At 51.2% G+C, this 21,931-nt stretch carries 15 protein-coding genes; 4 read left to right on the top strand and 11 right to left on the bottom strand.

The features are described 5' to 3' along the window. The first annotated feature begins 9 nt into the window (after positions 1-9). The 4 genes from pseH (at position 10) to QMG15_RS02315 (ending at position 4,294) form a co-directional block, all read left to right on the top strand. Entirely contained in the window at positions 10-561 is a 552-nt protein-coding gene (gene pseH, locus QMG15_RS02330) for a UDP-4-amino-4,6-dideoxy-N-acetyl-beta-L-altrosamine N-acetyltransferase (RefSeq protein ID WP_281789300.1), read from the top strand. Between the two features lies 1 nt (position 562). Beyond that, positions 563-1,612 carry a pseudaminic acid synthase gene (gene pseI, locus QMG15_RS02325; RefSeq protein WP_281789299.1) on the top strand — a complete coding sequence of 350 codons (1,050 nt, stop codon included), beginning with the start codon at positions 563-565 and terminating at the stop codon, positions 1,610-1,612. Positions 1,613-1,681: 69 nt separating this feature from the next. Continuing rightward, positions 1,682-2,686, top strand: a complete 1,005-nt coding sequence (pseB, locus tag QMG15_RS02320; protein ID WP_281789298.1) for a UDP-N-acetylglucosamine 4,6-dehydratase (inverting) — start codon at positions 1,682-1,684, stop codon at positions 2,684-2,686. A 6-nt stretch (positions 2,687-2,692) separates the two neighbouring features. Further along, positions 2,693-4,294, top strand: a complete 1,602-nt coding sequence (locus QMG15_RS02315) for a tetratricopeptide repeat protein (protein ID WP_281789297.1) — start codon at positions 2,693-2,695, stop codon at positions 4,292-4,294. 58 nt (positions 4,295-4,352) lie between these two features. Here QMG15_RS02315 and QMG15_RS02310 read toward each other — a convergent pair whose 3' ends face one another. From QMG15_RS02310 to QMG15_RS02260, 11 genes are all read right to left on the bottom strand, one after another. Further along, positions 4,353-6,452 (bottom strand): flagellin, encoded by a 2,100-nt coding sequence (locus QMG15_RS02310; protein ID WP_281789296.1) that lies wholly within the window; start codon positions 6,450-6,452, stop codon positions 4,353-4,355. Between the two features lie 134 nt (positions 6,453-6,586). Then, entirely contained in the window at positions 6,587-6,988 is a 402-nt protein-coding gene (locus QMG15_RS02305; RefSeq protein ID WP_281789295.1) for a flagellar protein FlaG, read from the bottom strand. A gap of 141 nt (positions 6,989-7,129) precedes the next feature. Continuing rightward, positions 7,130-9,262 (bottom strand): flagellar filament capping protein FliD, encoded by a 2,133-nt coding sequence (fliD, locus tag QMG15_RS02300; RefSeq protein ID WP_281789293.1) that lies wholly within the window; start codon positions 9,260-9,262, stop codon positions 7,130-7,132. Positions 9,263-9,319: 57 nt separating this feature from the next. Beyond that, entirely contained in the window at positions 9,320-10,243 is a 924-nt protein-coding gene (flgL, locus tag QMG15_RS02295; RefSeq protein WP_281789292.1) for a flagellar hook-associated protein FlgL, read from the bottom strand. Between the two features lie 15 nt (positions 10,244-10,258). Then, positions 10,259-14,152, bottom strand: coding sequence for a flagellar hook-associated protein FlgK (flgK, locus tag QMG15_RS02290; protein WP_281789291.1), 3,894 nt, complete (start codon positions 14,150-14,152; stop codon positions 10,259-10,261). Then, positions 14,149-14,649: a rod-binding protein gene (locus QMG15_RS02285; protein WP_108359705.1), complete on the bottom strand. Its 501-nt coding sequence runs from the start codon at positions 14,647-14,649 to the stop codon at positions 14,149-14,151. The genes flgK and QMG15_RS02285 overlap by 4 nt, the downstream gene beginning before the upstream one ends. Before the next feature lie 13 nt (positions 14,650-14,662). After that, the gene (locus QMG15_RS02280; protein WP_108359706.1) at positions 14,663-15,802 is read right to left on the bottom strand and encodes a flagellar basal body P-ring protein FlgI; all 1,140 of its coding nucleotides are present in this window, start codon (positions 15,800-15,802) and stop codon (positions 14,663-14,665) included. Between the two features lie 2 nt (positions 15,803-15,804). After that, a complete protein-coding gene (locus QMG15_RS02275) occupies positions 15,805-16,488 on the bottom strand; it encodes a flagellar basal body L-ring protein FlgH (RefSeq protein ID WP_281789289.1) in 684 nt (227 codons plus the stop codon). 12 nt (positions 16,489-16,500) lie between these two features. Then, the gene (flgG, locus tag QMG15_RS02270) at positions 16,501-17,286 is read right to left on the bottom strand and encodes a flagellar basal-body rod protein FlgG (protein ID WP_108359708.1); all 786 of its coding nucleotides are present in this window, start codon (positions 17,284-17,286) and stop codon (positions 16,501-16,503) included. 29 nt (positions 17,287-17,315) lie between these two features. Next, positions 17,316-18,080 (bottom strand): flagellar basal body rod C-terminal domain-containing protein, encoded by a 765-nt coding sequence (locus QMG15_RS02265; protein WP_108359709.1) that lies wholly within the window; start codon positions 18,078-18,080, stop codon positions 17,316-17,318. A gap of 22 nt (positions 18,081-18,102) precedes the next feature. Beyond that, complete coding sequence (locus QMG15_RS02260; protein WP_281789288.1) at positions 18,103-21,912, bottom strand: flagellar hook-basal body complex protein; 3,810 nt, start codon at positions 21,910-21,912, stop codon at positions 18,103-18,105. Positions 21,913-21,931 lie beyond the last annotated feature (19 nt).

Below are 21,931 nucleotides of genomic sequence, written 5' to 3'. Positions count from 1 at the left end.
AAGATAATCATGAAGAAAATTGGAATTTTGCGTGAAATAAAAAATGAAGAACTCTCATTAATATTAACCTGGAGGAATTCACCTTTTGTAAAGGCTAATATGTACTCACGGCATGAAATTTCTAATGAAGAGCACTTAGCTTGGTGGAATAAGATTAAGGATCAAAAAAATCAGAAACAATTCATGTACGAGCAGGATGGGACTCCTTATGGAGTAGTTGGATTTAGCCAGATAGATTATTTAAATAAGAATGCAGCGTGGGCATTTTATGCTGCGCCAGAAGCACCAGTTGGTTGCGGCTCACGAATGGAGCTCCTGGCACTTGATCACGCATTCGATCAGTTACAACTTAGAAAACTTTATTGTGAGGTACTTGATTTTAATAAATCTGTAATAAATCTTCACGATAAATTCGGTTTCCAAATCGAGGGGGTGTTTAAATCTCATCATCTCTATGAAGAAAAATTTATTGACATAATCAGGCTAAGTATCCTCTTGGAAGAGTGGCGTGCAAAAAGGTCAGAAATTCTAATTAAATTAAAAGTAAAAGGCGATCAATAACATGATTTACCCGATCACCATTAATAAAAGGCCAATCGGCCCTTATTACCCACCTTATATTATCGCCGAACTTTCAGCTAATCACAACGGTAAGCTTGAAACTGCATTGCGCATCATCGAAGAAGCCAAAAAATCTGGTGCAGATGCCGTTAAATTGCAAACCTACAAACCCGACACCATCACACTGCCATCCGACAGAGATGATTTCAAAATTCATGGTGGATTGTGGAATGGACGCACGCTTTACGACTTGTACGAAGAAGCGCATATGCCTTGGGAATGGCATAAGCCCTTGTTCGACCATGCCAACAAGCTCGGCATCACCATTTTCAGCTCGCCATTTGACCGCACTGCCATTGATCTATTAGAAGACTTGAATGCACCGGCTTATAAAATTGCGTCATTTGAAGCTATTGATTTACCACTCATCAAATACGCGGCCAGCACCGGCAAACCCATGATCATCTCTACGGGGATGGCTGATTCGGAAGAAATTCAAGAGGCCATTGATGCCGCTCGTGCAGGTGGCTGCAAAGAGTTGGCCATTCTTCATTGCGTTAGTGGCTATCCAGCACCTGCAGAAGACTACAACCTACACACCATCACCGACATGATTCAGCGTTTTGGATTAGTCACGGGTTTGTCTGACCACACACTTGACAATACAACCGCCATCACCAGCGTCGCGCTGGGTGCCGCCATCATCGAAAAGCACTTCACCCTCGACCGCAAGGGTGGCGGACCAGACGACAGTTTCTCTTTAGAACCACAAGACATGAAAGCACTCTGTGCGGGTGCAAAAACTGCTTGGCACGCGCTAGGCAAGGTGGACTACGGTAGAAAGTCCAGCGAGCAAGCCAATGTAAAGTTCCGTCGCTCGTTGTACTTTGTCAACGACCTAAAGCCAGGCGATGTGGTCAGCCATCAAGATGTGCGCAGTGTGCGACCAGGCTACGGCCTTGCGCCAAAGCACCTAGATGCCGTGATTGGCAAAAAAGTGACACGAGCCATACAGGCTGCAACCCCCGTAGATTGGGACTCTATCGCTTAAATTTAAGCTGGCATGAGAAATGCTCCTTATTAACTGGCTACTTCAGCCTGTCAATTTTTGGACACTCTTATGCAAAAAGAACTAGACATCTGCGATCAATCCATCCTCATCACCGGAGGTACGGGATCATTTGGCAAAGCGTTTGTGCGCTCGGTACTTGACCATTGCCCCAAGATTAAACGTCTGGTTGTTTATAGCCGTGATGAGCTGAAGCAGTTCGAAATGGCACAGGAATTTCCTCCACACTTATACCCAGCTCTTCGCTTCTTCATTGGCGATGTGCGCGACAAAGAACGTCTTTATCGCGCAATGGAAGGTATTGACACAGTTGTGCATGCAGCCGCCCTCAAACAAGTACCTGCAGCTGAATACAACCCATTTGAATTCATCAAAACCAACGTGCTTGGTGCACAAAACGTCATTGACGCCTGCTTAGATCATGACGTACGCCGCGTGGTGGCACTGTCTACAGACAAGGCGGCAGCACCTATCAACTTGTATGGTGCAACCAAGCTTTGCAGCGATAAATTATTTATTGCAGCTAACAATTTCAAAGGTACTCGTGATCTTCGTTTCTCTGTCGTGAGATATGGCAACGTCATGGGATCTCGTGGCTCAGTATTTCCATTCTTTAAAGAAAAAGCAAAAACAGGTGTTATTCCTATCACTCACCCTGAAATGACACGCTTCAACATTTCCCTGCATGACGGCGTGGAGATGGTGCTGTGGGCTTTAGAAAAGGCACTTGGCGGTGAAATATTTGTGCCAAAAATTCCGTCTTATCGCATCACAGACGTTGCGAAGGCCATAGCGCCTGAGTGCAAACTTGAGATTGTTGGAATTCGTCCTGGCGAAAAAATTCACGAAGAAATGATCACGTTCAGTGATAGTCCAAACACAGTTGACCTTGGCGAATACTACGCCATCTTGTCTGGAAGCCAGCCTGAAAAGCGGACAGCCTACATCAACGAGCATGGTGCGAAACCAATCGCTGCTGACTTCTCATACGACTCAGGAACCAATCCAGATTTTCTAAGCGTTGCGCAGTTACAAGAACTCGCACAAACGGTTTAAAACGTGATGAACAAACTTCAATCTAAGCGCTTTGTTCAGGCAAGAACAGACCGTAAGGCAGGCCGTCTGCAAAAATCGCTTGAAAGCTTATTGAAGCTATTGAAAGAGCTACCCAAATCAACTGAGGTACGAATTGAGTTAGGCGTGACCTATTACGGCCAAGGAAAACTCAATGAAGCTGCGGATATTTTTTATAAGCTTCATGAGGATTTCCCTGAAGAAATCAATATCTTGAACTATTGCGGCGTGACTTACATGCAATTAGGCATGTTTGACCTAGCCATTCAGTTTTTCAAAAAGTACGTTGGGAAAAAAAATGATGACTATGAGGCATGGATCAATCTGTGCTGTGCTGCCGGTAAAAACAATCAATTCACTGATGCTGCGTTTTATGCCATGCAAGCATTGTCATTGAAGCCACTTGATTCAAAAGCTCACCAAAATATGGGGTCGGTCATGCTGGCTTTGGGGAGGCGACAGGATGCACTGATCTCGTTCCAAACCGCGCTAGATCTGGACCCAAAAAATATCAACGCACTATCGAACATTGGCAATATTTTTGGAGAAATAAACCAACCCGAAAATGCCCTGGCGATCTATAACGAATGTTTAGAAAAAAGCCCTGAAGACAGCCCCGCTCAATCTGATTTGAAATACCGAATGAGTTTCGAATATATGAAACTCGGCCAACTTGATAAGGCGTGGGATTATTACGACCATGGCTTTGTAATGACTGATATGCAAAGTCGAACACCGAAAAGAAAATTCGAGGTACCTCAGTGGAAAGGCCAGCCCATACCCGGGAAAAAACTCATGGTTTGGCGTGAACAAGGTTTGGGCGATGAACTCATGTTCATGCCCACACTTCGTGATTTACTCGAAGATCACAACGATGTAATCATTGAATGCGATCCTCGGTTAGTTACGACATTGCAACGATCTTTTCCGAAATGTGTTGTACGTACGCAGGCGTTTTACAGCCCACCTAATGGTCTACCTGTCATAAAAGACTACGACTTTCATATTCCATTAGGGTCGTTGCTTGGAATTTACAGACGTACTATTCAGGACTTCAGCAAAGCATCGCCATACTTGGTGCCAGATTCAAATCAGGTGGCAAATTTTCAAGCGCGAATCAACTCGAGAAAACCAAAGATTGGCATATGTTGGCGTAGCGGCACGTTGAACGCTCAGCGTAACCAACACTACACGCCACTCTCATCGTGGGGACCCATTTTTGAGATGCGTAATGAAGTTGAGTTTGTCAACCTCCAGTACGGAGACTGTGAGCGTGAACTCTTTGCAGCAGAAGATGCTTTTGGTATGAAGATTCATCGCTGGGAAGACGTTGATTTAATGAACGATCTAGACGCTTTGACATCCTTAATTGGAAGTTTGGATCATGTGGTTTCTGCAGGAACAGCCGTAGCGCAGTTTTCGATGGCTGTAGGTATTCCACTCAGTTTATTTTTGCCAAATGGGCATCCGTGGGTCTTGCTAGGTCAAACTCAATACCCTTGGTATCCAAACAATTCTGTCAAGCTGTATCGCCCAGAAGTAGGGCAAATCATTGACTCAGTGTTACCTCAAATTGCCGCTGATCTTTAACCTGCCTAGAACACAAAAAAGCCGGGATAAACCCGGCTTTTTTGATTGAGCGATATGCTTACTTGAGCAAAGACAACACGCTTTGTGGCTGCTGGTTGGCCTGAGCCAACATCGCTGTTGCCGCTTGCGAGATGATCTGAGCCTTAGCCAAAGCTGTGGTTTCAGATGCGTAGTCAGTATCCTGGATGCGGCTACGTGATGCTTGCGTGTTAGTCACGATGTTGCTCAGGTTATTGACTGTACTGTTGAGGCGGTTTTCCATCGCACCCAACTTGCTGCGCATAGAGCTAACTTTCTCGATGGCATTGTCAATAGTTGAGATGGCTGCAGTAGCAGCACTTGCGGTGCTGACATTCAAACCTGTCAAACTTTGACCGCTACCCACACCCAACGCTGCAGCGTTTACTTGATAGTCAGCAGCTCCAACGTTTTGCTCGAGGAATCCGTGCTCAGCGACAGTTGCATCATCACCCAACTGAATGCTAATAGGACTATTATTTGCGGAATCAAGACGGATGGATGCAAAAATTTGCTGGTTATCGGCAAATACGGTTGGAGCAGAAGTGCCACCAGTGTTGCTCGTGTCAATTTTCAACGATTGGACATTGGTGCCCGTCAATCTCAAATTGAATCCATCTGCTTCAGCTGTAATACCTGTTGTGCCTGTTTTGGTGTTGATCGCAGTGGCAAGAGCCGACAGTGTCGTAGAAGTACCCGTTGAAGAGAATACTTCAACACCGTTGAACAAAATCTTGTCAGCTGCAGTCATCCCTTTGAGGTTGCCTGCTGTGAAAGTAAATGTTTTATCTAACTGAGCGTATGCAATCACGCCAGTTTGTTCAGAGAAGTTATTGATCGCATCCAACTTACCTTGGAAAGTCGTAGTAGCGATATCTGCATCGTAAATATCTACGCCGTTGATATTGATGTCTGTTTGACCCCAGGCTGTTGTAACACCTGCTGTAGTCAAAGCTGTACCAGTAACGGTGTAAGCATCTTGTGCCTTGTTGTAGTTAGAGCTCACCTCACGGAAGCCCAAGCTTGCCAAATCAGTCAAGCTACCAGGTGCAGTGCCTTGACGGTTGCCTGCTTCAATACGGATAGGGTTGCCGTCATCGGAATCTAACTTCAGGAAACCAGTGAAAGTCGAATAGGCAGCTGCTGTAGCTCCATGATTGAAACCGGACGCAGTTTCATAACTGTTCGCACTGCCTGAACCATCTGCAACTTTAATGGTTGCACCTGTGTTGTTGCTCAAGACCAACTTACCTTGATCATTGATGCTAGCTTGTACTACTGCACCAGCTTCATTGTTGATGTTGTCCACCAACTCTTGCATATTTTCTGATGCCGAGATGCTGTATGTCGTAGCAGCACTAGCACCCAAAGCTTGCACTTGAATTTTGAACTGGCCGTCGGTCGTGATACCAGTACCTATCTGCTTGGCAACCACGGTGTTAAAGCCTGAAGCAGTCACGTTGTCAACGTTTTCGTTGATGTTTTGGATCAAATCTTCGAGATCATCCTTAGACGTTGTTGGATCAAACTTGGCCAATTCTTGGCCGTTGATCATGACATCACCTTTATCAAAAGCTGTCAACGCTACGCGGTTACCCACCAAGGTTTGGCCATCAAAGGAACCCGATGCCATGCCCAAGTCTTTGGTGCTGACAGACCCAATGTCAACTTGCATTGTTTGGTAAGACTTATCACCAATTTGTAGTTTTTTGTCTTTGAAAGAACCGTCTAACAGTTTCTGATTGTTGAACTCTGTCGTTGTGGCAATACGATCAATTTCAGACTTGAGTTGCGTGATCTCATCATTCAAAGCTACGCGATCTGAATCGTTGTTAGTACCGTTCACAGACTGAACAGACAACTCACGCATGCGTTGCAAGATACCTGTCACTTCGTCCATCGAACCTTCAGCGGTTTGCATCAAAGAGATGCCGTCGTTGGCGTTGCGGATGGCCATGCTCAAGCCGCGAACTTGTGAGTCCATACGAGTGCTGATGGCCAAGCCAGCAGCGTCATCCTTGGCCGAATTGATGCGGCTGCCAGTCGACAGACGTTGCATCGAGGTCGACAAGGCACGGTTGTTTTTCATAATCGCGTCTTGAGCGACGAGCGACTTCACGTTTGTATTAATGACTGTCATGATGTTCTCCTAAGGGGTAGATCACATTGGGTTGAAAAAAGGTCAGAAGTTCTTTTTGATTTCCTGATAACCAGTGAATCGACTGGTTCAGAAATTACTTGAGGTTTTTTTTGAAATTTGATGCATTTAATGCATCAAGCATTGCCATCGTGCAGCCAGCCCTTGAAGGCTTCGATGCTGTGCGCCATCTTGACAACCACTTCATTGGGAATTTGACGAACCACTTCACCAGATTCAGCATTGCGTACCGTCACCACGGGGCCGCCTAAGGCCTTGTCGATACCAATATTGAGGTCGCGACCGCTGTCTTTCATCATGGCATTCAGGCGTTCAACAGAAGCCTGAATGGATTCATGCAATTTTTGCAAGTCAGAGCCAACTTCTGCTTTTTTGGCAAAGTTTTCTTTGGCCACTTGACTGACAGGTGCAGCAGATGACGCAGGTGCAGTACCTTTAGCTGCAGACGGAGCCAGCGCGCTCAAAACTTGGCGAGTTTGCGCCGAAGATGAACTAATTGATTGAAGACCTGTAGACATAATCCACCACCCTTTCGATCGCCCCAAAGGGCTGTACCCACAAGGAATGCAGGTTTCTTAAAGTGGTAGATCGGCTTGAGCGCCGAAAACTTTAGCGATCAAACGCAAATAAATGGTCGCGGATTGAATGTCTACTAAAGATTAAGCTTTGGTATACATCGCCATCAAGCCTTCAAAACTGCTCTTGAGGCTCGTCTTCTGGCTATTGACCTGACCAACCAAACTCTCCATCACGCCAAATTGCTTGGTGTAACGGGCCAACAAGCTATCCATGCGCGTGTTGAGCTTTTCTAAGTCAGCTTTGTATTTGGTATTTTGAGTGTTCGCGGTTGCAGTATTGGTGGTGAGCGCACCTTTGCTACCGATGATGCTTGTAATTTTCTTAACTGCATCACCCGCAAAGCCAGCAGACAAGGTGCTGTACGTTCCCAAGTTGTTGTAACCGCCCGTGAAGGACTTGACCACATCTGTGTAGTTGTCGGTCAAGGCAGTTTCAAGCTTGGCGTCGTCCAGAGACATGACACCTTTTTGGTCAATGCTGATCCCCATTTGCGCGAAAGACTTGATGTTTTCGCCAGGTGTTGAGGAAAGACCCGAGACCATGCCGCGCAGTTGCTGACGCAGGGAGCGAACCGTGCTGTCCCCCACCAAGGTTGCACCGTAGGTATCCAACGTTGATTTGGGATTGGACACCTCGTTCAAAATGTTGTCGGCATCGTTATAAGCGGTGACCAGTGCTGCAAACTTTTCTTTAAGCACCGCGTTGTCGCGTGTCACATCAAGCGAAGCTGAGCTGGTCGTGGTGCTTTTCAAATTTAAGGTCAGACCAGACACAACGTCTGTCAGCGTATTGCTAGAGCGCGTGTAACTGATGCCATCGACCTTGACCAAGGCATCCGTCGCAACTTGGTTAGCAGCATGTCCCGATGGAAAGGTCAAGCCTGGGCTACCTGTACCCTCACCATATTGCGTGTTGATAGAAAACGCACCAGCCAACCCCACAGGACCGCTCAAGATAATCTGATACGGCGTGGCCGAGCCATCGCCTGTGTTCACCAACTGCGCGGTAACTCCCACTTTGCTGGCGTTAATGGCATCGACAATACCTTGTGGTGTGTCTTTGCCTGCCGCCAGTGAAATATCGACGCTTGATCCAAACACCGCTAAATCCGACACATTGCTGGTGGCCGTAGTGCTGGTAAATGACAGAGTCCCCGAACTATCAGTGACGCCCGCATTGAAATCGGTCAAAGCCCCCGTGAAAGTACCTGTTAACGGATTACTGGGTGTCGTAGCACCTGCCTGCAAACCACTGAATGCAGCAGCGACCTGAGCCGCTGTCGACACACCTGTCGAGGTGTATTTCAACCCACCAACAGTGATGGATTCACCTGCGGCCATGTCCTTGAATGTGACGGTTGTGCGCTCAGTGGTGGCAGCAGCACCTTGGCTCGTCGCGAGAATGGGTGATGTGGTCGCCGTCGTAGAGACCGTCAAATCAGTCACATTCGCGTTCGCCGTATCACTTGTAAATATCAAAGTGCCTGGAGTGGCAGAAGATGCTGCAGCAAACCCCGTCAAGCTGCCACTGAAGCTGCCATTTGCTGGGGTAGAAGATGGATTGGCAAAAGCAGCGGCCACATCAGCGGCCGTTGTCGCTTGCGTGGCGGTGTATTTCAGTCCTCCCACAGTGACTGTTTCATTTACAGCCAGATTTTGAAATGTCACCGAAGTAGCCTCGGTCGCAGCAGTTGCGCCCTGTCGCGTGGTGATAGACCGCGCCACAGCAGAAGCATCACCCACCTTAAGCGAGAGCGTCATCGCTTTACCACCATTCAACAGCGCAGAGGCAGAGGCCAAACCGCCGCTTACCGTACGTTGCGCCTTAGCAAGACGCAACACTTCAACCTCATGATTGCCTGTAACAGCGGCCTCGCTAGTGGTTACCCCAAATGCGCTTGAATTGGAGTTTGAAGTAGCCAATGCATTGAAATTGTTTCGGTCTTTCAGGGCTGTGAAAGATGTCTTCAACTCCGTCATCATGAACATCACGGCAGAGTAGCCCGAAACACGGGCATCATTTTTCGAGATCTTTGTATTGAGCTCTGTTTCTTTGGGCAACTTCTCAGCATTCACCAAACTTTGCGCCAGCGAGGTGACATCGACACCTGACCCTGCCCCTAAAGATGTCATGATCTTTTGAGCATTCGCTTTGTTCGTTGCCGCAGTAGTTGCAGCTGTTGTACTGGTCGAACTTACTGCAGTGGTTGCCATTAGAAATTTTCCTTACCGAATCTACTCAATCGGTTGTTCCTCAAAAAACTTGAGTCATTAATTCAAAAATTTAAACAAACTCATTTGCGAAATTTTCGAAAAGCTACTTTGAGCAGCCTCCAAAGCCAGTTGGTCTTTGTTCATCCGCGTGATGGCCTCGGTGTAATCCAAGTCTTCAATGTCTGAACGTGTGGTTTGCAAGCGCAACACCACTTGGTCCAGCACATTGGTTTGCATGTCAGCAACTGACAAATCTGCACCAATTTGACCTAAGCCTTCGCTGATGCCATTTTGTAAAGTGTCAACTTCAGAAATGCCACGTTGAATACTGGTGCGATCTGCGCTCTTGACTGCTTGCGTGAGGTCATCCAAAGCTTGAAAGAAGTCAACGCCCACCTTGTTGCCTTTGCCGTCGTCGCGCACCACGCGCGTGAAGACATCAGAACCCGGCAGGTTCAAGTTCATGCGGCGGTTGTCGCCCACGTTCACCTTCATGCGCGAATGGTCGCCTTGGTACACCACACGACCATCGCTGTTTTGGCTGAATGCGGGCTCGCCTGCACGGCTACCCGAGAACAAATAGTTGCCATTGCTGTCTTGGCTGTTGGCCATGCTCAAAATTTGATCGCGCAGCGTGCCAAGTTCCAGTGCGATGCTTTGACGGTCTTGCGCACCCAAGGTGTCGTTGGCGGCTTGCACCGCCAACTCTTTGACGCGGTACATCACGTCACTGGTGTTTTTGAGGGCGGTTTCTTCAGCACTCAAGCGCACGTTGACAGATTTCAGCGTGTCTTGGTAACCCGATTGGCGTGCCAGTTCAGACTCAAGGCGTGTCACTAACGAGGCTTTGTCGGGTGCATCGCTGGGTTTGACAATTTGCAAACCCGTGGACAACTGCTCTTGCACTTTGGTGAGCTTGGCTTGCACGTTGCCCAGTTGTTGCGTGGAGCGATCGAAGTAAAGGCTAGTAGAAATTTTCATAATGATTTACCTTGATCAACGGATTTGAACGATGGAGTCAAACAACTCACCCGACACTTGCAGGGCTTTGGCGCACGCCTGATACGCCTGCTGGTAACGAATGAGCGCTGCGGCTTCATCGTCTAAGTTAACGCCCGACACTTTGTCGCGTGAAGCAACGGCCTGTTCATTAACCACCGTCAACGCTTCTTGCGTGATGATGGCTTGCTGAGCCAGGTTACCCACGCTATTGATTTGGTCGATGTAGGTGTTGGCAATAGTTTTGCCATTGGCGGTGGGCTTTTTGTTCAAGTCCACCATGTCCAGCATGTTGACGTTGTTGCCCAGGCCATCAAAGTTGCCATCAATCTTGTAGCTGTCGCCCACAGCAGGTGCGTGGCTGAGCTTGATTTGCAAACCTTGAAACTCAACCACAGGCTCGAGCACAGAGGGGTCGTAATGGCGATCCGCCAATTCGGTCCCTGTGGCTGCGTCCACGATGGTGTAACGGTCTGCGGCTGTGAACTTGATGGTGAGTGATTGGGCACGCAAGCTGTCGCGCACGTTGTCGGGTTGACCTTCAAATCCAACCGCCACGTTGGCGGAGCCCTTGCCTGTCAAGAACAACAGCAAATCATCCGGGCAACCGGCTTCAAGGTAAGCGCCCGTGCGCAAACCCATCTTGGAGAGGTCGGCTGGGTCACCAAACTCCGCAGGGTCACCGTAGCTGCCGAATGACACACGAATGTCTGTATTGAAGTCTGGGTCTAACAATTTACGCTTCAGACGCTCTGTGACATCAAAGTCCATCGGGTCAAGACCCAAAGCGTTTGGCGTTTGGTTGCCTGCCGCATCTTTGCCTGGGCCCACAGAAATGCTGCGCGTGCCTTTTTCATCTGTGGTGCTGAGTTTCAAATCACCGTACAAGTCAATTTCAGCAACAACGCCGGTACTGGCGCTCTTAGAGTTGATGCGATCGACAAATGCGCTGAGTGTTTTGATTTCCGTTTGGGGCGACAAAAATTCGCTGTCTGACTTAACTGAAAACGTGTTGTCTAAATCAGCATCGCTGACCTCGCCTTTTTGAGGCGTGATGACCAAACGCTGACCTGTGACCTTGGCTTGGTACGAGGCAGCAAAAGCGGTGTTGGCATTGAGCGCTGTTTCTAAAGCTGCAGGAGTTGCTGCCGATACAGATTGCAGCGGAGAGCCGAACTTGATTTCGTAGTCAGTCAAATGAGTGACTGGCAGGTCGTAGGCCACTTCGCCAATGTTCACACCGTTGAGCTGCAGCGGCTTTTTAAAGTCAACGTCAGTTGCCGCAATGCGCATATCGCGCACGACTTGCACCATGCGCACTTGTGCGTTGTAAGTCGTGGGCTGGATGTTCAGTGCATTGCCATCTGCTGTGGCGTTGATACGAATCGGGCTGCCCAAGGGGTCAGACAAAACAAATTCACCGTTGGTTTCAATCGAAGCGGTGACACCAGCACTGGATGCGTTGATCTTGTCCACCAACTCATTGACGGTCTTGTAATCTGTGATGGCTTGACCATTGATGGTCAACGGCTTCTTCAAATTCAATTGCCCCACAGGCACACGCACCTCTGAGAACACCTCAGCTCGCACGTTGGTTTGGGAGACATTGCTGTTGGCAATTTCAACTTGACCACCCGAAGCGAGCGATGCTGGATCTGCCGGGGTAAGCGCAAAGTTTTTAAATGAACGCCCTTGACTATCCGTGATCTTCAAGTGTGTGCCATCCACCACAACGCTGATGTCTGTGCTTTTGTCTTTGTCTCTGAACTGTTGCTGCAGTGCCGCAGCAAGGCTATTGAGGTCGGTGGCCGTCGTCGGTGTCAATTCAAACGACACACCGCCCAATGTGGCTTGGAATTTGGAGAATCCAGGGTTGTTACCCGCCCCAAACATCGGGTTGAGCACCGTGGCCTGAGAGCTGCCATTGATCCAATTGGCCACCTGAACGGCCGCCGAATAGACCTGCACATGACCAGCGGAGGCACCTGCAGTGGTGGATGTCGGTTTCAATGAAACGCCACTGATGTCACGCCCCCGGCCATCCGTGATGCGGATGTCAGAGTTGTTGTTGATCACCGTGGCAAAGAGTCCTTGCGATTGCAAGTTGGTATTCAATGCAGCGGCCAACTGGCTCAGGCTAGCTGTATTGGCAGATGAGACGGTGGTCGAAATGAGTTCACCACCCACCACTGCTTGAAAGCTGAAAGGCGTTGCGGTCGTCCCGACCTTGGCGCCAGAAATGATGATTTCCGAATCTGTGTTGGCATTGAAGGCTGACAGCGCCAAGCCATTCACGGTGATCGCACCAGCGGCAATCTTGGCATCGCTCGACGAGATGCGTGATGTTTCCATCGACGCAGCCAAAGGCAAGGCTGTGCCCGCGGCACCGTATTGGTCAAAGTTCTGACCATAAAGAACTTCAGCTTTCGCGCCATAGAACATGTCTAAGCCACGGTAAGCCTCTGCCCCTGTTTTGTTGAGGTACGCATCGCTGTAGTTGGCGTTTGCGGAAAATCCATTTTCAGGCGTGAAGAGTTGAAACTTTTCAGTTTCAGTCAAAGCCTGTCCTAGCAGCTGACGGCCATCGCGCGTCATGACCTGTAGCTGTTGACCTGGTTCGGCTTCATCCAAATAGAACGCAGCTTTGACACCGGCAGACAAGGATGTGACGGGCGTGTACACACGTGCGCCGTCAACCTTAAAGGTCACACCGGCAGACGCGTTGGGGTTGTTGACCAACTGTGCATTGCTCAGCTGCGTTGCAGGTGTTGTGCCGGTGAACTTGACCGTGGCACGTGTGGTGGTGATGTTGGTACTGCCCTCACCCACACGGAACTGCGCAGCAGTGGCAACACGCATGCCGTCATTCACAGCCAAACGAATGGCTGCAGCAGGCATGCTCACATCAGGAGCAAACGCAAACAAGTCCGCACCCATTTGGCCGTAGCCATCGATGCCGTTGCGTTGAATGGTGTTAGTTTCGGCCACAAAAGTTTGCGCCAAAGCCGACAAGTTTTTCTGTGCGGGCTCCAGCACTTGGCTGATGAAGCTTTGGTAGCCGCCGAGCTGGCCGCCGCTTGCGCTGGCCAATGATTCGGTGTTGCCATAGGGGTCGAGCACCAGTTCAATTTTTCCCTGAACAGAGCTATCGATACCAATGGGACGGGCTTTGTTGCCGTTAACCACCAAGCCTTGTGTCATGGTGGTGCCCAAACTGACATTCACCGTACCGTTGGCTGTGAAGGTCGTTTTAATGCGCACCAAATCTGACAGCTGACGCAAAGTCAAATCACGACGGTCTAACAGCTCAGCAGGCTGACCTTCTACCGTGGGTGATTTCGCCAAGCTTTGGTTGACCAATGCCAACTGACTGGTCAGTGTGTTGATCTGCGCGGCCACACTTTCAACACCTTGACGGGTTTCAGTGGCAATCAAATCGAGCTGCGTATTCAGTTCACCAAAGCGGGAAGCCACACCGTCGGCGCTGCGCAAGAAACTGGTGCGCTGCACTGTTGATGCGGGATCGGCCGACAGCGCACCGGCAGCGGCAAAGAAATCATCGAAGGCAGAACTCAAACCAATGCTCTTGTCACCCATGATGTCCATCACGCGTTTGGCGTAATCGACCATGGGTTTTTGGCTAGCCAAGTCGCTGGTGCTGTTGCGCAAATTCGATTCAGCAAACGCGTCGTATTGGCGCTTGATGTTTTGCAACATGACGCCCGTACCCACATACATGCTGGCCAATTTCTTGGGCGCAGAGTCTTTGAGCACCACGTCTTGGCGTGAATAGCCTTCGGTGTTGACGTTCGAGATGTTGTTGGCAACCGTGCTCAGGGCACGTTGGTACGCACCAATCGCATTGCTGCTGATGCCGAGCATGTCACTCATTTACGGCCTCCAGAGAAAGGGGCCTTGAACTCTTGCAAGCTCTTGAGAGGCAATGCTTTTTCCAAAGCAAAGCCTTTGCTCAACTCTGCTGCAGTGGGCAGCGGAATTGGCTGTTGTTTGGGGTTCAGCGCCATGCCCTTGCTGCGTGATTTCAGCAGCGCATCGGTGCTGGGGGCTGGTGCTTGTTGTTGCTTGACGGCGCGTTCCATGAAGTCGGCCACGCCCAAGGCGCCGCGCTTAGACATTTGCAAAGAGACTTCTTTGTCAAACATGCCTTCAAAGGTTTCGAGGGCGTGAGATTTGTTTTCTTCGTCCTTCATGGGCTCGTTGGCCTCACGCATGGACTTCAACATCATTTGGATGAAAAGGCCTTCAAACTGCTGTGAAGATTCTTTCAGCGCGCTGTTTTGGTCTTGCTGCGCTTTGCCGCGCAACTCGCCCAGGCCTGTGAAGTCCGTGTAGGACCTAGGCGTTGAGGTGTCGACGGGGCTGCTCATGTCTGTGCTCGCTTTAGATGATGACCAGCTCGGCGCGCAGGCTGCCAGAGCTTTTCAAGGCTTCAAGAATGGCGATCAAAGCAGAGGGCGTCGCGCCCACTTGGTTGACCGCATCCACAATTTGACGCAGCTCCACACCGGGCTGGAACAAGAACATCGGCTTGTTCGGCTCAGCCACTTTGATGTCGGCGTTTTGCACTTCGGTGGTTTGACCACCGGCGAGCATGTTGGGTTGTGACACTTCGTTGGTCGCCGTGATGGCCACCGAGATGGTGCCGTGCGACACCGCTGCCGCCGTGACGCGCACCGAGCGGTTAATCACCACCGTGCCTGTGCGTGAGTTGATGACCACGCGTGCAGGCGGCTCACCGGGCGTGACCTCTAGGGCCTCGATCATGCTCATGAATGCGACACGTTGGTTCAAGTTTTGGGGGGCTCGTACCGATACCGACACACCATCAATGGCTTGTGCCACATCGCCACCAAATTTTTTATTGATCGCGTTGACGATGGCCGTCGTGGTGGAGAAATCGTTTTCACGGATGTTGTAGATCACGTTTTCAGCAGACTCGAACGGCGTGTCCACAATGCGCTCCACAATCGCGCCGCCAGGAATACGGGCTGAGGTAGGCACACCAATTTGCACCTTAGAGCCAGCGGCACTGACATCAATGCCTGTGGCCGTCAAAGCGCCTTGTGCCAAAGCGTAAATTTCGCCGTCCACACCGCGCATGGCCGTCATGATGAGGCTACCGCCACGCAAGCTAGAGGCTTTACCAATCGCAGACACGTTGATGTCAATGCGTTGACCAGGTTTGGAAAAACCAGGCAAGTCAGCCGTCACCAACACGGCGGCGGTGTTTTTGATGTCCACACGCGCGGCAGTGGCGGCTGTTTCAAAGTCGGTCAAAGGACCGTCAATGCGCACACCCATTTGCGAGAGCATCGCTTTCATGCTTTGCGTGGTGAACGGCACCGAGGCGTCATCGCCTGTGCCTTGCAAGCCGACCACCAAACCGTAACCAATCAATTGGTTGGGGCGTTGGGCAGCCAGCGTGGCCAAGTCTTTGACGCGGTCAGCTTGTGCAGCACCGGTGGCCAAGACGCACAGGCTGGTCACGCAAACGCGCAAGAAAGAGGAAAAGTTTTTCATACTTAGAAAGGCCAGTACTTGTGCATCAAGCTGGTACCCCAGCCTGCTTTGGTGGCATTGGCCAAGTCACCTGAACCGCGGTAGGCGATTTGTGCATTGGCCAAACGGCGTGATTGCACGGTGCTGTTGGGGCCCACGTCTTCAGGGCGAATCACGCCTGAGACTTGAATGACTTCGGTGCCTTCAGAGAGGCCTAGTTTTTTCTCGCCACGGACCATCAAGTTGCCGTTGGCCAAAATTTCAACCACGGTCACAGCCACTGAGCCGGACAACGAGGCTTGTTGGTCGGCTTTGCCTGCGCCTTTGCTGCTGTTGTTGTTGGCGTTGACGTCAATGCCGCTCAAGAAAGGCGACATGTTGCCAATCTTGGTGTTGAAGCCAGAGGGCAATGAGTTTTTAGACTCACGGCTCACGTCTGTGTTTTGTGTGCGTGCGGCTTGTGTGGATTCGTTCAACAACACGGTGATGATGTCGCCCACCTGGTAATTGCGGCCACGGCCGAACCAGGCATCACTTTGCCGGTTGCTGTAAATGCCGCCGGTGGCAACTTTTTGCCGGTCGCTGGCCAACGGGTACACCGGTTGGAATTCAGGCGAAGGTCGCAACACCATGTCGACGGGCTCGGTGGCGCAGCCTTGCAAGGCAACCACGAGACCGATGACGGATAAAGCACGCAATGTTGTCATGATGAACCTCAATCAGATGTTTTGGTTCAAGAACTTGAGCATGCCGTCCACGGCAGAGATGGACTTGGAGTTCATCTCGTAAGCGCGCTGGGTTTCGATCATGTTGACCATCTCTTCCACCACGTTCACGTTAGAGGCTTCGAGCGAGCCTTGCTTCAAAGCGCCCGCGCCATTGAGGCCAGGTGTGAGCACCTGGGCCACACCGCTGGCTTGTGAGGCTTCAAACAAGTTGTTGCCAATCGGCTTCAAGCCGCTTGGGTTCACAAAACGCGCAATTTGAATTTGGCCAATGTTCTGAGAGCCACCACCAGCCACGATTTCGGCGGACACGGTGCCGTCTTGACCAAAGGTCACGCTGGCTGCGTTCTCGGGGATGGTGATGTTGGGAATCAGCGGAAAGCCAGACGCTGTCACGATCTGGCCGGTGTTGCTGATCTTGAAGTTACCGTCACGGCTGTACGACGTGGTGCCGTCCGGCATTTGAATCTGGAACATGCCACCACCCATGATCGCCAAGTCCAAAGGCGATTGGGTGTTGATCAAGTTGCCCTGCAAGTGCAGTTTTTCAGTGGCATTGATCTTCACACCGGTACCGAGCATCAAGCCCGTGGGTGACAAGGTGTTGTTGGTGGTTTGACCACCGGGTTGCTTGACGTTTTGATAGAGCAAGTCTTCAAAAACGGCACGGTCGCGTTTAAAGCCAGTCGTGCTCACGTTGGCCAAGTTGTTCGAAATGACGTTCATGCGCGTCTGCTGCGCGTCAAGACCGGTTTTGGCTACCCACAATGATGCATCCATGGCTTTAAGCCCCCTTTAATCTGTCAAATTCAGGACACCTTCATCATGGAGGCGCCCGACTCATCGTTGGATTTGCTTTCTTTGATCAACCGAACCTGGTGCTCAAACGAGCGGCTCTGTTCAATCAGCTTCACCATCGATGCCATTGGATTGACACTGCTGCCTTCTAAAGCCTGCGGTGTCAAAGAAACTGGCTCAGGACCAGTTGCAAAGTCCGTGCCAAGTGGTTTTTCGTCAACCCGAAACAAACCGTCTTCGCGTTTGATCAAGTTCGTGGTGCTGGCATCGCGCAGCATCAGGCTGCCCACCAGCTGTTCCTGTGGAATGCCTTGCTGGGTGGGGTCTGAGGCGAAGATTTCGCCTGTTTTGGTGATGTTGATGCGTGAGCCCACGGGAATGGTGATGGGGCCGCCATCTTGGCTTTGCACCATGTGGCCCGAACCGGTTTCCAACACGCCGTTGGGGTTGACGCGCAGGTCACCGCGGCGAGTAAATGCCAGTTTTCCGTCATTGCCGGTCACGCCAAGGACGGTTTTGTTGTTCAAAGAGACATCCAGGTCACGGCCTGTGACCATCAAAGGACCGGCATCCAAGCGCACGCGGTCTGTGGTGTACAGACGGGGCTGCAAGCGTGAATCAAAGCCCTCACCCACCGCTTGGTGCGGTTGGATGGTGGCTTCGAAGGTTTGCTTGAAACCGACGGTGGTGACGTTGGCGATGTCGTTGGACAACTGCTGCCGGATCAAACGGTCTTCGTTGATCGCGGCCATCGCGTTGAAAGATAAACGGTCCATGTCAGTCTCTTAATCAGGCAGATTAGTTACGGATCTGAATGATGGTTTGCGTCATCGAGGTGCTGGTTTCCATGGCCTTGGCGTTGGCTTGGAAGTTACGCTGCTCGGTGATCAAGTCCACCAATTCTTGGGTCAAGTCCACGTTGGCACGTTCGGTCGCGCCTGAGCGCACCGTACCGAAACCAGCCGAACCGGCTTCACCGTATTTCGGTGTGCCTGAGTCAGACGTCTTGTAGTAGTTGGTGTCACCGATCTGACGCAAGCCAGACGGGTTAGAGAAGTTGACCAACACCACTTTGCCCAAAGACTTTTGTGCGCCGTTGGAGAAGCTGGCAGAAACCAAGCCGTCATCGGCAATCGCCAAACCGACCAAGTCACCTTCGGGTGCGCCGTCTTGCGACTGCGACAGCACCGAGAACGGTGACGCAAACTGCGTGGATTTGGAGTAGTCGATGTTGATGGTCAAAGCGCCCTTACCGTTTGGCAAGTACACCGTGTCCAACTGCGCGCCTTGCTTGGGTGACACCAAGTTACCCGCGGTGTCAAATGTCAGCTCGCCTTTGTCAAAGTAAACAGGAGACCAGGCTGGCAAGGTGTCAAAGCCAGTAGCGGTCGATGACTCGGCACCGAAGCCGTCGATGTAGACCGTGGCGCCTTTTTCGTCTTTGAACGCGGTGGGCTTGATCCACGTGGTGGTCGTGCCGAACTGAGCGTCCAAACCGTCCAAGCCCCAACGTGCATCGCCGGTGACTTTGATGTACGAGTCAGTGGAGGCCGTGCCGGTGGTGAACTCTAAAGAGCTAGAGGCGCTGTTGTAGCTGACCTTGACGCCGTTGACAGACTCAGCCGTCAGGCCGTTTTTAGACTGGCTCTGCAAGTTGTTGATACCGTTTTGCAGCGCTTCCATGAAGGTGCCCAAGGTGTAGGTATCTTTAGGCGGAACCACCACCGTGCCGGTGATGCCATTGACCGACACCACGAACTGGTTGTTGGTGCTGTCCACAGAGAAGTTGTTGTCCACGTTCACAGCCAAGGGGTTGCCTGTCAACACGGCTGGCTTGGAGGTGATACCGCGCAAAGCATCAATGGTCGAAGGTGCCACGGTGTAGTTGGCAGGGTCACCGGTCATGCCCAAGCCTTTGGAGGTTTGGGTTGCCAAACTACCAGGACGAATGTTGGTGATCGCAATGCCAGAGTTGTCACCCGTGGTGCCAGACTTAAACACAAAGGTTTGTTTGACCGAGTCGTACTCGACTTTCATGCCGTAGCGCTGCTCGTTCAACGCACGGTAAGGCGACGTGGACACAGAAGGCGACAAGGTCAAGCCCACAGAAGAATCGTTGACACCTTGCACCAAGGGGTCGCTCAAGTCCATGGCGGACTGCTCGCTGGACACCGTGACCTTGGCGTTGTCGGTGGGTGTGAACACCAGTTTTTGGGCTTGCGTGTCGTAAGTCACATCGACCAAACCGCTGTACTGCGAGTTACCGTCAATTTGAGACTGCACTTCGCGCACCAAATCTTCGCTGCGCATGTCTTTAGAACCAGACAAGTCGATCGGCAAATCTGGCAACACCGTTTTGTTGGATTTGGTCAGTGACAACTTAAACGTTGGCGTGCCGACGGTGGAGAAGTTGAATGGTTTTTCATCGCCATACGCACGGCTGATGACGTTGGTCAATTCATCCGCAATTTGAGCACCGGAGAGCTTTTTGCTCTGCGATGTAGACAAATGGCTCATGGACTCCAACAGGTGATCGAGGCCGACGATCACAGGGTCAATCGCGTTGTCGATGTTCACCGAAAAGAGGTTCTTCAGATCGTCAACGCTTTTCTTGGTGGTGTCCAAAATGGATGCCACGCCGTTGGCCAAGACAGGGTTGTTGGTTCCTGCTGTGGTTCCGGGATTGTTAATCTCAGTGAACGTGGTGGGCGCCGCTGCGGTGTTTGAGTACAGCTTCACTGCACCCGAAATAGAGGATGCGTTGGCGTTGCTGGGGTCTTTGGCTGTCAAGGTCAGCGCAGTTCCCGAGTAGCTGGCCACGTAGTCGGCAGAGAAGGTGGCGTTCTTGTTCAAGTTATCGGCCAAGTCCGTACCGCTGGTACCTTCCACTGTGATGGGTGCCGAGGTGGGGCCAAAGCTGGCTTTGAAAACGGTGGGCGCACCTGCAAAGGTGTAGCTCACCTTGGCGCGTGTGTACGGTGTGGCTTGGTTGGAGCCTGTGAGGGTGACCGAGTTTTGTTGAACCACCACACCCGTGCTGGTGTCGTTGATTTCAGCGGCCGTCACATTGGGATCAAGCGCGGTGATGCGGAGCACTGTGTTGCCATAAACAGGCTCTGAACCCACCGACACGTCGGTCGCTGCTGTGGAGATTTTGGTCAGTTCCATGCCGGTGATGTTGCGCTTTGCAGCGTCTGTCACGACCAAGGAGCCAGAGGCCAAGCTCACAGAAATATCAGAGCGGCCACCATCTGCCGCACGCAATTTGGTTTGCAATTCAGCGGCAAACGTGGAAGAGGTCAGTGTGCTGGTCAAGCCCGTCAAATCAAACTGCTGACCACCCACATTCACGCCAAAGCTTGCGAATGGGTTGGTAGGTGTCGAGGCGGCGCCAAAGTTCACGCTGCTGATCGTTCCCGTGGGTGACGCAGCTTGCGCCACGTAGGTGGAGGCAAAGCTAGAGTTGTTGTTCAAGGCCGTGACCACTTCAGCCAGCGTGGGCGCAGTGGTGCCGTTTGCAGGAATGTTGACCGTCACACGTGCAGCCGCAGGGCCGAAGGTGATGTCGCGTGCACCGACCGTGGTTGAGTCCACGGGGTAAGTCACCGCACTGCTGCCCTGTTGGCGCAAGAGGTCAGACTTGCTGACATTCAAATAGTTGGCAAAGTCAACGCCATCGTTAGAGCCGGTGCCCAAATCAGTGGCAATGCCAGCTGTCACAGCAGCGGGTTGCGAGGTGCGAATGTCGGTCAAGTTGTCCAACGAGAACTTGATGGTTTTCTTAGAGAAGCTGCTGTTCAATTCAGCAATTTCTTCTGGCGTCTTAAAGTCGCTCTTGGCCTTGAGTTCGCCGTATTTGTTGACATACATGTCTTCACCCAAGGTGTTGGTGGCTTGCTGCAACGAGGCGTTGACCAGCTTGTCACCGACATACACATAGGTTTGCCATTTGTTGTTGGGGGTTTCTTGGCTCGCGTTTTGTGTCTTCACGTAGTAGACGGAGGCCAAGTAAGAGTTACCACCCGCGTCATACACGGTCAGCGCGGTGCTCTTGTTGTAGGTGTCGGGGTCGTTGCGGTTGAAGTCCTTGGTAATCACCTCGGCATCTGCAGGAAAGTTCAAGCCCAAAGACACCTTGCTGGTTTGTTTGGCCATGCCGGTGGTTTTTTGCGGGATGGTCAACACGTTCATGTCATCCAAGTTCGCTTTGCCGGACGAGTCAACTGACGCCGCCATCAAACGCTGACCTGCTGAGTTCACCACGTTGTATTGGTCGTTCATCATGAACACACCGTTACGCGTGAAGATGTCTTGGAAACCGTCTTGCGACTTGAGCGGGAAGAAACCGTCACCACTGATCGCCAAGTCCAAGGTGTTGGACGAGAACATCATGTTGCCCTGACCAAACTCTTGCACCACGCGCTTCAACGACACACCTTGACCAATCGTGGCCGATGCTTTTTGCAAAGGGGATGTCGCAAAAATGTCGCCAAAGTCTGTACGGCTGCGCTTAAAGCCTGTCGTGCTCACGTTGGCAATGTTGTTGGACGTCACGCCCAGCTGTGCGGTGGCGGCGTTCAAACCAGTGAGAGAGGTATAAAAAGACATGGTGCTTTAGCTCCTGAGA

The organism is Limnohabitans sp. INBF002, from assembly GCF_027924905.1.
Lineage (GTDB): Bacteria > Pseudomonadota > Gammaproteobacteria > Burkholderiales > Burkholderiaceae_C > Limnohabitans.
This window is presented reverse-complemented; position numbering and strand designations above follow the sequence as displayed.